The sequence below is a fragment of the Bradyrhizobium sp. in8p8 genome (assembly GCF_000426845.1).
In the GTDB taxonomy this organism is placed as follows: Bacteria; Pseudomonadota; Alphaproteobacteria; order Rhizobiales; family Xanthobacteraceae; genus Bradyrhizobium; species Bradyrhizobium japonicum_C.
In genome coordinates this window covers 283,558-296,120 of the sequence record NZ_AUGD01000005.1, presented here as the reverse complement: position 1 = coordinate 296,120, position 12,563 = coordinate 283,558, and the positions used below count along the sequence as shown (strand labels likewise).

At 65.6% G+C, this 12,563-nt stretch carries 9 protein-coding genes; 4 read left to right on the top strand and 5 right to left on the bottom strand.

Annotated features, from left to right (window positions below; all coding sequences use genetic code 11):
• Nucleotides 1-77 precede the first annotated feature (77 nt).
• Both K408_RS0116145 and K408_RS0116140 read right to left on the bottom strand, forming a co-directional pair.
• The gene (locus K408_RS0116145; protein ID WP_024339587.1) at nt 78-1,376 is read right to left on the bottom strand and encodes an MFS transporter; all 1,299 of its coding nucleotides are present in this window, start codon (nt 1,374-1,376) and stop codon (nt 78-80) included.
• Nucleotides 1,377-1,538: 162 nt separating this feature from the next.
• Nucleotides 1,539-3,968 (bottom strand): bifunctional diguanylate cyclase/phosphodiesterase, encoded by a 2,430-nt coding sequence (locus K408_RS0116140; protein ID WP_024339586.1) that lies wholly within the window; start codon nt 3,966-3,968, stop codon nt 1,539-1,541.
• A gap of 288 nt (nt 3,969-4,256) precedes the next feature.
• On the opposite strand from K408_RS0116140, the gene K408_RS0116135 reads away from it, so the two are divergent.
• Nucleotides 4,257-5,423: an ABC transporter substrate-binding protein gene (locus tag K408_RS0116135; RefSeq protein ID WP_024339585.1), complete on the top strand. Its 1,167-nt coding sequence runs from the start codon at nt 4,257-4,259 to the stop codon at nt 5,421-5,423.
• 155 nt (nt 5,424-5,578) lie between these two features.
• A complete protein-coding gene (locus K408_RS0116130; RefSeq protein ID WP_024339584.1) occupies nt 5,579-7,060 on the top strand; it encodes a caspase family protein in 1,482 nt (493 codons plus the stop codon).
• Nucleotides 7,061-7,093: 33 nt separating this feature from the next.
• Here the strand turns inward: K408_RS0116130 and K408_RS0116125 are convergent, their stop codons facing one another.
• Both K408_RS0116125 and K408_RS0116120 read right to left on the bottom strand, forming a co-directional pair.
• The gene (locus K408_RS0116125; protein ID WP_024339583.1) at nt 7,094-7,459 is read right to left on the bottom strand and encodes a hypothetical protein; all 366 of its coding nucleotides are present in this window, start codon (nt 7,457-7,459) and stop codon (nt 7,094-7,096) included.
• 51 nt (nt 7,460-7,510) lie between these two features.
• Nucleotides 7,511-8,935, bottom strand: a complete 1,425-nt coding sequence (locus K408_RS0116120; RefSeq protein ID WP_024339582.1) for an FAD-binding oxidoreductase — start codon at nt 8,933-8,935, stop codon at nt 7,511-7,513.
• Nucleotides 8,936-9,018: 83 nt separating this feature from the next.
• On the opposite strand from K408_RS0116120, the gene K408_RS0116115 reads away from it, so the two are divergent.
• A complete protein-coding gene (locus K408_RS0116115; RefSeq protein ID WP_024339581.1) occupies nt 9,019-9,525 on the top strand; it encodes a thioesterase family protein in 507 nt (168 codons plus the stop codon).
• 55 nt (nt 9,526-9,580) lie between these two features.
• Here the strand turns inward: K408_RS0116115 and K408_RS0116110 are convergent, their stop codons facing one another.
• Nucleotides 9,581-9,754 carry a DUF1328 domain-containing protein gene (locus K408_RS0116110; RefSeq protein WP_008556598.1) on the bottom strand — a complete coding sequence of 58 codons (174 nt, stop codon included), beginning with the start codon at nt 9,752-9,754 and terminating at the stop codon, nt 9,581-9,583.
• 236 nt (nt 9,755-9,990) lie between these two features.
• Here K408_RS0116110 and K408_RS0116105 point away from each other — a divergent pair, with 236 nt between their 5' ends.
• Complete coding sequence (locus tag K408_RS0116105; RefSeq protein WP_024339580.1) at nt 9,991-12,561, top strand: ATP-dependent helicase; 2,571 nt, start codon at nt 9,991-9,993, stop codon at nt 12,559-12,561.
• The last annotated feature ends 2 nt before the right edge of the window (nt 12,562-12,563 follow it).

The following is a 12,563-nucleotide window of genomic DNA, read 5'->3' as shown; positions in this document are numbered from 1 at the left end:
GCCGCGGCGGTCCCGGCAAGAGGCGGCATGCTTAACGTTCTCCCAAAAAGAAGAACGGTAATGCAGCGTTCGAGAACCTAAGTCCCGACACCGCCGCGGAGCTTGTGCAGCCGGCCGGCGACGGCGCGCACCTTGCGCGGTGCGGCCTGCCAGATCGCGAATGCCGACAGTCCGCTCATGGCGATGGCGATACCGAAGGCGAGCGTGTAATCGCCGGCGCGATCATGGAGGAGGCCGGTCACCCACGGTCCGGCCGCACCGCCGGCCAGCGCCGCCAGCATGATCGTGCCGAAGATGCTGCCCTGATGCTTGCCCTGGAATATCTCGAACACCACGGCGCCCATGATCGAGGTGAGGCCGTAGCCGAGCGCGCCCTGCACGAACACCATGACGTAAACGAGCCAGAGTGCTGGCAGGTACTTCAGCGCGATCAGCGCTGCGAAGCAGATGACGAAACCTGCGCAGCTGGTCGCCCAGACCCATTCGCGTCCGATGCGGTCCGAGACGTGGCCGAGCAGGATCTGGCCGGGAATGCCGAGCAGGCTGACAATGCCAAGTGCCCACACCGCAACGCCCGGGCTGAAGCCGATGTCGAGCAGGAATTTAGTCTGGTGCACCTGCACTGCGTACCAGATGTAGAGACCACAGAAATAGCCCAGAGCAATCCACCAGAACCGCGCGGTCGCGACGGCCCGCTTGAGCGTCCAATCGGTGCCGACCCAGGCGGGATCGACGATATTGGAGATCGGCTGGGCCGCGCCCGCCGCCGGAGCGGCATCGCCATCCGGCGAAAGACCGATGTCCTCCGGCCGCTTGTGCAGCAGCAAATTGATCGGCGCCAGCACGACCAGAATGAGCAGGCCCATCGCGGTGCAGGCGGTACGCCAACCGGTCTGCTCGATCATGTGCTGAACCCATGGCAGCAGCGTCACCGAGCCGATGCCGACGCCGGCGAAAGCGATCCCGATCGCGAAGCCGCGCTTGCGGATGAACCAGTTCGGCAGAAACAGCGACTGGCCGGAATAGCCCAGACAAACCGAGCCGGCCCCGACCATGACGCCGATGGTGACGTAGAGATGCCAAGGCGCGCTCGTCAGCGGAGCCAGCAGCAGCCCGCCGCCCATCAACACGACACCGAGCTCCATCACCGCGCGCGGACCGGCGCGATCCATCAGGCGGCCGATCAGCGGACTGACCACGCCCGAGACCACGAAGCCGAACGAGAAAGCGCCCGCGGTGACACCGCGCTCCCAGCCGAACTCGGAGATGATGGGCGGAAAGAACAGCGAAAAGGCCGTGCGCGCGTTGACGCCGATGGCCATGGTAACGAAGGTCACGGCCACCACGACCCAGCCGTAGAAGAACGGAAGCCGCATGATCAGATTGTTTCACCCCTAGACGGTTCTACCGAACATCCGGGGCCGTCCGGGTCAAGCGAATTCCGCGTGTGAGGTCTTCACGGAGGAATACCGGGCATGACGCTGCGGACGCTTCAGCGTACCGGGGTCAACTCATACGTTGCCGTTTGGACAGCGTGCTCAGGCGGCGTCGAGGCGTGAGCGTTTGACCGGCGCGTCGATCGCGATCCGCTCGATGGGCTGCGGTCGGCCGAACAGATAGCCTTGCGCGAAATTGACGCCGAGCGCCTTCAGCCGCTCGAATTCCTCGCGGGTCTCCACGCCCTCGGCGGTGACGGACATGCCGAGCCCGCGCGCCAGCGTCACGATCGCGGAGATGATCGCGAAGCTGCGCGGTTGCTGCGTCAGATTGCGGATGAACGACTTGTCGATCTTGATCTTGGCGAACGGGAACGCGGTGAGATAGCTGAGGGACGAATAGCCGGTGCCGAAATCGTCGAGCGCGAGTTCGATGCCGATGCCCTTCAGCCGCTCCATGAAGGCATGGTTCTCGGCGCCGCGCTCCAGCAACACCGATTCAGTGATCTCGATCTCAAGCCGCTGCGGCGGCAGGCCGGAATCGGCGAGCGCCGCACAGATCATCCCGAACAGCTCGGCCTCCTTGAACTGGATCGGTGACAGGTTGACGGCGACCCTGAGATCGGAGGGCCATCCGGCGGCATCTTCGCAGGCGCGCCGCAGCACGAACTCGCCGAGCGGCACGATCAACCCGGTCTCCTCCGCGAGCGCGATGAACTGGTCCGGCGGAATCAGTCCGCGCATCGGGTGCCGCCAGCGCACCAGCGCCTCGAAGCCGCGCCGGGCGCCGCTGAGCGCGTCGACGAACGGCTGGTAATGCACCTCAAGCTGGCACTGCGCGATGGCGTCGCGCAGATCCCCCTCCAGCGTGTTGCGAGCCTCCAGCTCGGCCGACATCGCCTCGTCGTAGATGGTGAAGCAGTTGCGGCCCGCCGATTTCGAACGATAGAGCGCGAGGTCTGCCTTCTTCAGGAGCTGCTCCTGGTCGCTGCCGTGATCCGGCGCGATCGCGATGCCGATACTGGTGCCGATCTCGACGCGATGCCCGGGCAGCAGGAACGGCTCGCTCACGAGCCTGGCGATCCGGGCCGCCAGCTCGGTCGAGCAGGTGCGCTGATCCTCGCCCGTTTCCTGAATGATGGCGAATTCGTCGCCGCCGAGCCGCGCCAGCACGTCTTTGGGACGCAGGGCGGATTTCAGCCGCTGCCCGACCTGGCGCAGCAGCGCATCACCGGCTGCGTGGCCGAGGGAGTCGTTGACGTTCTTGAAGCGGTCGAGGTCGAGCATCAGGATCGAGAAGGGCAGGCCCCTCACGCTCAGCTGCATGTTGATCTCCTCTAGCCGGGCGAGGAAAAAAGCGCGGTTCGGCAGCCCGGTGAGGATGTCGGTCTGGGCAAGCTCGAGCACGCGCCGGTTGGCAAGCGACAGCCGTCGCGAATTGCGGCTCGCGAGCATCAGATAGGTCGACAGCGACAGCGTCAGCAGCATGCCGACGATGAGGACGGCAACGGCGCGATCGTAACTGGTCGCCAGCGGACCGCCGGCGCTTGGAACCGCCCGCACCTGCCACTCGCTATCGCCGATACGGAGAGTGCCCGACCAGTGGCGGATCCGCGCGACGTCCGGCATCGACTGGGGCGCCGTGGCGTCCGACGAATAATCCGGCAGCGTTTGCTCCAGGCTCACGATCTGGGGCGTGAAGGGCGGATAAACGTTCATGCTGACGGCAGAGCTCGCTCCGGTGGTCGTGCGAATGGACTGGATCAGCAAAGGCAGGTCGAAGATGCCGACGACGAAGCCGGCGAGATTGCGGCGCCGGTCCGCGATCTCATCGCGCGACGTACCCTTGGCGTAGACTGGAATCGCGACGAGGACGTCGGGCAGCCGGCTCCCCTCCCGCGGCACGAACAGGCGCGTGCGCATGCCGGCGACGCGATCGTTGTCGCGCGCACGCTCCAGCACGGCCCGCCGTTCGGGAACGGTCGTGTAGTCCATGCCGTAGACCGGGGAGGTCTTCGGCTGCGTCGAGTAGAACACCGGAAAATATTCGTCGCTCTGCGGCGCGGTGGCGAAACTCTCGCCCTGGAGCGATCTGATGCGATAGCCGGACACGCCTTCCCTGATCGCTGCAGCCTCGTAATCTGCGCGCTCCTTGCGGCTGACGCGCGGCAACCAGGCAATGCGCAGCATGCCGGGATGGCGCTCGAACAGGCGCGCGCTGAAGGTCTCGAACTCGCTGCGAGTGACTTCGTCACTGGTCGATTCGAACAGCGTGCGCAGTGCGAGAAGCCTCGAGATGTACTCGTTCATACCGTTCTGCATGACGATCGCTTGGGTCTCGGCCGCGTTGCCGAACTCGATCCTGTTGACGCGATCCTCCCATCGCGCCACGGCGGCAGCACCGGCAACCGAGAATAGCAGGCCGACGCCGATCGCAACGAGCGCGGGGCGATAGAGCCCGAGCAGCGGCGCGGCGCGCCACCATCCGCTCGAACGTCTCCGATCCTGATCATTCTGATCGCGATCGCCCATGTTGAAACCGCCGTCCCCTCTCTCGACGAACCGAACCTCTGGTTGAGGTGCCGGCCCCGCTATCGGAACAAGACCGCGGTTAAGAAAATGCACAATGTCGGAACCCGATCGTTCCGCGGTGCACGAATTAGTTAATGAAGTGCGCAGACAACCCGCCAGAGTGGAAACAAATTGCCGGTTTAGCCCGGAGTAGTACGGACCTCCGACAGAGCGGCGCTTAGTGAGCGATTCAGGCTCGCAGGAATATGTTGCGGCAGGCATGTACCTCACATTCGGCAAAACCATACGATGCATCGATTCCGATCCGCGAGATCCGTCGTCCTGACAGTCGTGTTCCTGGCCGCGACCACGTTGGCCGCCAGCGGCGACGAGGCCGGCGTCAGCGAGGATGCGATCCTGTTCGGACAGGCCGCTGCGCTCGAGGGTCCCTCCTCGGCGCTCGGACAGCGCATGCGGCAAGGCATCGTCGCAGCGTTCACCGAAGTCAACGCCAAGGGTGGCGTCCACGGCCGCAAGCTCCAGCTCATCAGCCGCGACGACGGCTACGACCCTGATCGGTCTGTGGCGCAGACGCTGCGCCTGATCGAGGACGACAAGGTGTTCGCGCTGATCGGCGCGGTGGGCACGCCGACAGCGATGGCGACGATACCGATCACAAGTGCGAGGAACATTCCGTTCATCGGCCCCTTCAGCGGCGCCGAGTTCCTGCGCGACCTCGAGCTTCCCAACGTCGTCAACATCCGCGCGAGCTATGGCGCGGAGGCGGAGGCATGGATCAAGCACCTCACCGAGGATCGCCACTTCACCCGCATCGGCATCTTCTACCAGGACGATTCCTTCGGCCGCGACGGTCTCCTCGGCGTGAAGCGCGCGCTCGCGAAGCGCGGCCTCGAGCTCGCCGCCGAAGGCACTTTCGAACGCAACACCCGCGCGGTCAGCGGGGCCTGGCGGATGATCAAGCGTGCCGAACCGGAGGCCATCGTGATGGTCGGGACCTACGGGCCCTGCGCGGATTTCATCAAGCTCGCACACCGCAGCGGCTTCTATCCGACCTTCGTCAACATCTCCTTCGTCGGCGCCAATGCGCTCGCGACCGAGCTCGGCCCTGAGGGCGAAGGCGTCATCGTCTCGCAGGTCGTGCCGTCTCCCTGGGACCGTTCGCTCAAGCTGGTCGCCGACTACCAGGCGGCGCAGCGGGCGTTCGATCCGACGCTGACACCGGACTTCGTGTCCCTGGAAGGCTATCTCTCCGGCCGTCTCGTGGCCGCGGCGTTGGAGAAGGCCGGACCGCAACCGACGCGCGCAAGCCTGCTGCGCGCCATCAACGATGTCGGGCGCTTCGACATCAGCGGCAGCACCGTCACCGTGGGCATTCGCATGATCGATGCGCCGCCAAAGGTGTACTTGACGGTGATTCAGAAGGACGGGACGTTCAGGGCGGTGGATCGGCTGTAGGGCCGTTCACGGTCGCCGCCTGTCGCCTCGACGTGTCGAAACACCACCTGACCATTTTGTCGCGGCTATGAGCGTGATCCAGCGCACAGACTGCCTCATGGCGCCAACCTAGAAAAAGTGACATCATCGCGCGCATTGCCGATGGAGGTGACACCATGCGCCGCCCTACGTTATCCAACTTTCTGCTTGCTTCCGGTCTTCTCGCGCTCACGCAATTGATGATTCCGGCCGATGCCGCGGCCGAAGCGCGGCTCGCGCTGGTGATCGGCCAATCCGCCTATCGGACGGTGCCGGAGCTGCCCAACGCCGCCAACGACGCCAAGGGCATGACGGAGCTGCTCGGCAACGCCGGCTTTACCGTCACGACCGCCGCCAATCTGGCGCAGAACGAGATGCGGGCGGCGATCTCGGACTTCGCCGGCAAGGTCAGTGCCAGCGGCCCCGATACGGTCGCCTTGGTGTTCTATGCCGGCCACGGCCTGCAGATCGACGGCGAGAACTATCTCGTTCCCGTGGATCTCGATCCCAAGCGCGAGGCCGACATTCCGCTGCAGGGCGTGCGGCTGAACGACATGCTCAACACGCTCGGCGCTCTGCCGACGCGGGCGCGCATCTTCATGCTGGATGCCTGCCGCAACAATCCGTTCCCCGCGCTCCGCGGCGCCGGCCACGGGCTTGCGATCGTCGACACCAAGGCCGGCGCCCCCGGCTCCTTCATCTCCTATTCGACCTCGCCCGGCGCCGAAGCCGAGGACGGCAACGGCATCGACAGCCCTTACACCGCGGCTGTGCTGACGATCGCGAAACAGCCCAATCTGCCGATCGAGGAGATGTTCAAGCGCATCCGCGTCGCCGTGGCGCAATCGACCGACGGCCGGCAGATTCCCTGGGAAAGCTCGTCGCTGACCACCGACTTCAGGTTCTTCGGCGAGAGCAGCGGCAACACGCCCGCCCTTCCCGGCGCATCCGCGATGGCGCTCGCCGGCGGCACGCGCAGCCTCGAGGACTGGCGCAAGGAATTGCGCGGCAAGCCAGCCATGACCGCCTATGAGCTCGTGATCACCGAGGACACCGTCGAGGCGTATCAGGCCTACATCGAGCTCTACGCGCAGGACACCCGCACGCCGCGCCTGCGCACCGTGCTGGAGCGACGGCGCCAGATGCTGGCGTGGGAGCGTGCAACGGCGATCAACACGCGCGCCTCGTTCGAGGCCTATCTTGCGAACTGGGACAATAGCGACCTCGCGGCAACTGCGCGCCGGCTGCTGCTCCGCGTCCAGAACCGCAATTATGGCGTGCCTACCGCTGCGGCGGCGACCCCGGTCGCCGTCGCGACGGCACCGACCTGCCCGTGCTCGACGCCGGCGACGCCTGTCAATCCGAGTGTTCCGCCCACCCTCAAGAAGCGCGTCGACGATACCCCGCCAAAGCGCAAGGTGGTCGAGACGCCGCCGAAGCCGCGCCGGCCGCCCCCGCCCGACGAAGTGGTCGTCTACGAGCGTGCCCCGCCGCCCCCCCCACCCGCAGCCGTGGGTGTCGGCATCGGGATCGGAATCGGCATGAGCCGCGGTGGCTACGGCGGTGGCTATGGTGGTGGCTATGGCGGCCCGGCACGCGGCGACTACCGCAGATACTGATCCGACCCGCCACAATATCGCACCGGCTCGCGCTCAGGCCCGAGCCGGTGCTTCCTGCGACAGCGTCGGGTGGTCCCGCTGGACTGCTTCCCGGATCCAGCCGGCCTGGATCGCGCGAGACAGGATCTGCGCGGTCTTGAGATCATCGGCCTTCATGCAGAGATTGACGATCCGGCGCACGGCGTCATCGCGCATCAGATCGTCGGACATCTTCATCGCGACTTCCATGGCGACCCGGGCGGCGCGTTCATAGCGCTGGCGCTCGCCGGCCTGTGCCGCAATCGCTGAAGCGGAATCGCAGATGGCGCGAATGCGCGCGGCGGCTTCGATGTCGCCGAGCGGCCCTTCGATCGCCTCGTCCCAGATGTCCTGTCGCATCTTGCGCGCCAACCAGCGCATTGCCCGCTCCGTCAATGTCGGAGCGAGCATAAGCGGGGCTTGCGCTGTGCGCTATGCTTCCGGGACGATCTTGCCGGGGTTCAGAATGTTGAGCGGATCGAGCGCCTTCTTCAGCGCCCGCATCGCTTCGATCGCCTCGGGGCCGAGCTCGGCCTTGAGATATTTCTGCTTGCCCTGGCCGATGCCGTGCTCGCCGGTGCAGGTGCCGTCCATGGACTGTGCACGCTCGACCAGGCGATGCATGAACTCCTCGCCACGCGCCATCTCGTCGGGGTCGTTGATGTCGCAGACCAGCGAGCAGTGGAAATTGCCGTCGCCGACATGGCCGACGATCGGCGACAGCAGATTGAGGCGCTTGAGATCCTCCTCGGTCTCGCCGACGCAATCGGCGAGCCGCGAGATCGGCACGCAGACGTCGGTCGCGACCACGCCGATGCTGTCGCCGGGCCGCAACGCCTTCACGGACCAATAGGCGTCGTGCCGCGCCTGCCATAGCTTGGTACGGTCCTCCGGCTTGGTGGTCCAGGAGAAATCGCCGCCGCCACACTCCTTGGCGATCTCGCCGAAGGCCTTGGACTGCTCGGCGACCTCGATTTCGCTGCCGTGGAATTCCATCAGCAGGAGCGGCGTCTCCGGCAGCGTCAGCTTCGAATAGGCGTTGCAGGCCTTCACCTGCGCGGCGTTGAGCAGTTCGATGCGCGCCACGGGAATGCCGGTCTGGATCGCAAGGATAACGGCCTGGCAGGCACCGTGCACGGTCCCGAACGACACCGCGCCGGCGGCGATGGTCTCGGGAATGCCGCGCAGGCGGATGGTCAGCTCGGAGATGATGCCGAGCGTGCCCTCGGCGCCGACGAACAGATGCGTCAGGTCGTAGCCGGCGGATGACTTCTTGGCGCGCGTGCCGGTGGTGATGATCTCGCCGTCGCCGCGCACCACCTTCAGCGCCAGCACGCTGTCGCGCATGGTGCCGTAACGTACCGCGTTGGTGCCGGAGGCTCGGGTCGAGGCCATGCCGCCGAGCGAGGCATCCGCGCCGGGATCAATCGGGAAGAACAGGCCCTGGTCGCGCAGATGCTCGTTGAGCGCCTTGCGGGTGACGCCGGGCTGGATCACGCAGTCGAGGTCCTCGGCATGCACCGCGAGCACCTTGTTCATGTCGCGCAAGTCGATCGAGATGCCGCCGGCCGGCGCGTTGACCTGGCCTTCGAGCGAGGTGCCGGTGCCGAAGGCGATGACGGGCACGCGGTTTCTGGCACAAATCCGCACCACGTCCTGGATGTCGGCTGTCTCCTGCGCCATCACCACGCCATCCGGCGGCTGGTTGGGTAGCCATGTTGTGGTATGGCCGTGCTGCTCGCGCACGGCCTGCGAGGTGATGAGGCGGTTGCCGAAGCGTGCGGCAAGCTGCTCCAGCGCGCTCGCAAGGGCTTTCGGCTCCGGCCGCGGCGGATTATTGGTGATGGTGGTGCCCACGGAATTCCTCCCGACAGAAGAACCGTGGCAAAGGACATAAAACCGGTCAAGTCAAGCGACCGGACGCATAGCTGGAAGGAAACATGCCGGACACCGCCGCCTCAGCGCCCAAAGCCGAACCGTTCCGCGCCTCGATCATGCAAATCGAGCCGCATTGGATCGACTATAATGGCCACCTCAACATGGCCTATTACAACGTGATGTTCGACCGCGCGATCGACCAGCTCTGGCTCGAGCTCGGGATCGGGCCCGGCTACATGAAGGAGCGCGGCGGCTCGACCTTCACCGCCGAATGCCACGTGCGGTACTTGCGCGAGATCCATCTCGGCGATCCCGTGCAGATCTTCGTCTGGCTGCTGGAAGCGGACGACAAGCGGCTGCACACGTTCGAGGAGATGCGGCACGCGAGCGAAGGCTGGCTGTCGGCGACCTCGGAGAACATGTCACTGCACATGGACATGAGCGCGCGGCGCGTCGCGCCGTTTCCGCCCGATATCCGCGAGCGTATCGCTGTGGTCACCAAGGCCCACAGCGCCGTGGCGCGACCGGAGGGCATCGGCCGGAACGTGGCGATGCCCTCGAAGCGGTGACAGCGTCGTGCTGCCTGCGGTTGACCTCTCCCTGCGGGAGAGGTGACCATCGCTGCTATATCCTGTTGCGGCCGCGCGCCAAGCCGACCACGGCCGAGACCAGGAACAGCACCACGGCGATGAAGAAGATGATCTTGGCGATCTCGATCGAAGCGCCGGCGATGCCGCCGAAGCCAAGGATGCCGGCGATCAGTGCAATAACCAGAAACGTCACAACCCAGCCTAGCATGGTCAATCCCTCGTCCTGATGTTGTCTGCGTCGACGCGGCTTGCCGCGCCACATGCCCAGACAATCTCAAGGCGGGAACGATTGTTCCGCCCCATCCAGGCGCGAAATTCGCGTCCTTCGCGGGAACAAATCGGCTTGTCCCGCACGTGGAAAACCCGGTTTCGGCACCCCATATAGCCACCGATCCCTGTTAAGAAGGCTCCCTTCCGTCACCCCGCGGTGCCATCGTGGGGCCAATGATTCGCATGACCGAGCCAAGCAAGATCACAGCCGTTCCCGACCACCAACCCGCAGCCGGCGGCATCGCCGCGCGTGCGCGCGCCTCGGTGGGCCCGAAATACCTCTCCGGGCTCAATCCGGAGCAGCGCGAGGCCGTGGAGACGCTGGACGGCCCGGTTCTGGTGCTGGCCGGCGCCGGCACCGGCAAGACGCGCGTGCTGACCACGCGCATCGCCCACATCCTCAGCCAGGGCCGCGCCCGCCCCGCCGAGATCCTGTCGGTGACCTTCACCAACAAGGCCGCCCGCGAGATGAAGCACCGGCTCGGCCAGATGCTCGGCCATGCCGTGGAAGGCATGCCGTGGCTCGGTACCTTCCACTCCATCGGCGGGCGCATCCTGCGCATCCATGCCGAGCTGGCGCAGCTCAAGTCGAACTTCACCGTGCTCGATGTCGACGACCAGGTACGGCTGCTGAAGCAGCTGCTGCAGGCCGAGAACATCGACGACAAGCGCTGGCCGGCACGCATGCTGGCAGGCCTCATCGACGGCTGGAAGAACCGCGGCCTGATGCCCTCGCAAGTGCCTTCGGGCGAAGCTGCGATGTTCGCCAACGGCAAAGGCGGCAAGCTCTATGCGAGCTACCAGGAGCGGCTGAAGATCTTGAACGCGGCCGATTTCGGTGATCTGCTGCTGGAGAACATCCGCATCTTCCGCGAGCATCCCGATATCCTCAGGCAGTACCAGCAGCGCTTCAAATTCATCCTGGTGGACGAGTATCAGGATACGAACGTCGCGCAATATCTGTGGCTGCGGCTGCTGTCGCAGGCGCCGTCCTCCAGTTCGTCATTGCCGGGCTTGACCCGGCAATCCATCGCTTCGTCACAAGATGGATCACCGGGTCTCGACGCTGCGCGTCGGCCCGGTGATGACGAGAGACATGATGCGAGGCTTGTTTCCGCGAGCGAAAAGGGCCCCACCAGGAACATCTGCTGCGTCGGCGACGACGACCAGTCGATCTATGGCTGGCGCGGCGCCGAGGTCGACAACATCCTGCGCTTCGAGCACGATTTCCCCGGCGCCAAGGTCATTCGTCTGGAACGCAACTACCGCTCGACCGGGCATATCCTCGCCGCCGCCTCGCATCTGATCGCACACAACGAAGGCCGGCTGGGCAAGACGTTGCGCACCGAGGACCAGGACGGCGAGAAGGTCACCGTCACGGGCTCCTGGGATTCGGAAGAGGAAGCCCGCGGCATCGGCGAGGAGATCGAGCAGCTGCAGCGCCAGGGCGAGAAGCTCAACGAGATCGCCATTCTCGTGCGCGCCTCCTACCAGATGCGCGAGTTCGAAGACCGCTTCGTCACGCTCGGCCTGTCCTATCGCGTCATCGGCGGCCCGCGCTTCTACGAGCGCGCCGAGATCCGCGACGCGCTGGCCTATTTGCGCGTCATCAATTCGCCGGCCGACGATCTCGCCTTCGAGCGCATCGTCAATACGCCCAAGCGCGGCCTCGGCGACGCCACCGTGCAGATGCTGCACGACCATGCCCGCAAGCGCCGCATTCCGCTGTTCGAGGCCGCGCGCGCCGTGGTCGAGACCGACGAGCTGAAGCCGAAGGCGCGCGGCTCCTTGCGCGATCTCATCGCACAGTTCGACCGCTGGCGCGCCCAGCGCGAGGTCACCGCGCACACCGATCTCGCCCAGATCGTGCTCGACGAGAGCGGCTATACCGAGATGTGGCAGAAGGACCGTTCGGCGGATGCTGCAGGCCGGCTGGAGAACCTCAAAGAGCTGGTGCGCTCGATGGAGGAGTTCGAGAACCTGCAAGGGTTTCTCGAGCACATCTCGCTGGTGATGGACCGCGAGGGCGGCGCCGAGGACGACGCGGTGTCGCTGATGACGCTGCATTCGGCCAAGGGCCTCGAATTCGATAACGTGTTCCTGCCGGGCTGGGAGGAAGGCCTGTTCCCGAGCCAGCGCACGCTGGACGAACAGGGCCGCGCGGGCCTGGAAGAAGAGCGCCGGCTCGGCCATGTCGGCCTGACCCGCGCGCGCCGCCGCGCGAAGATCTATTTTGCGACCAACCGGCGCATCCACGGCACCTGGTCGACCACGATCCCCTCGCGCTTCCTCGACGAATTGCCGGCGGCCAATGTCGAGATCACGGAATCCAAGGGCGGCTCCGGCTGGGGCGGCAGCGGCGGCTACGGCGCCTCGCGCTTCGACGACATGGAGGCGTTCGGCTCCAGCTACTCGACGCCGGGCTGGCAGCGCGCGCAGGCCAATCGCAATCGCGGTGGCGGCAGAAGCGGCTTCGAGGAAGAGACGGCGACGTTCTCCTCGGCCTCGTCATCCGGACCGGATTTCGGCAGCTTCTCCTCGCGCCGTCGCGGGCCGATGACCATCGAAGGCGAGTTGGTCGCCAAATCCACCGGCACGACCTCGGAATTTGCGCTGGACGACCGCGTCTTCCACCAGAAATTCGGCTATGGCCGCGTCACCAGGATCGACGGCAACAAGCTCACCATCGCCTTCGACAAGGCCGGCGAGAAGAAGGTCGTGGACAGCTTCGTGCAGAGAGCGTGACG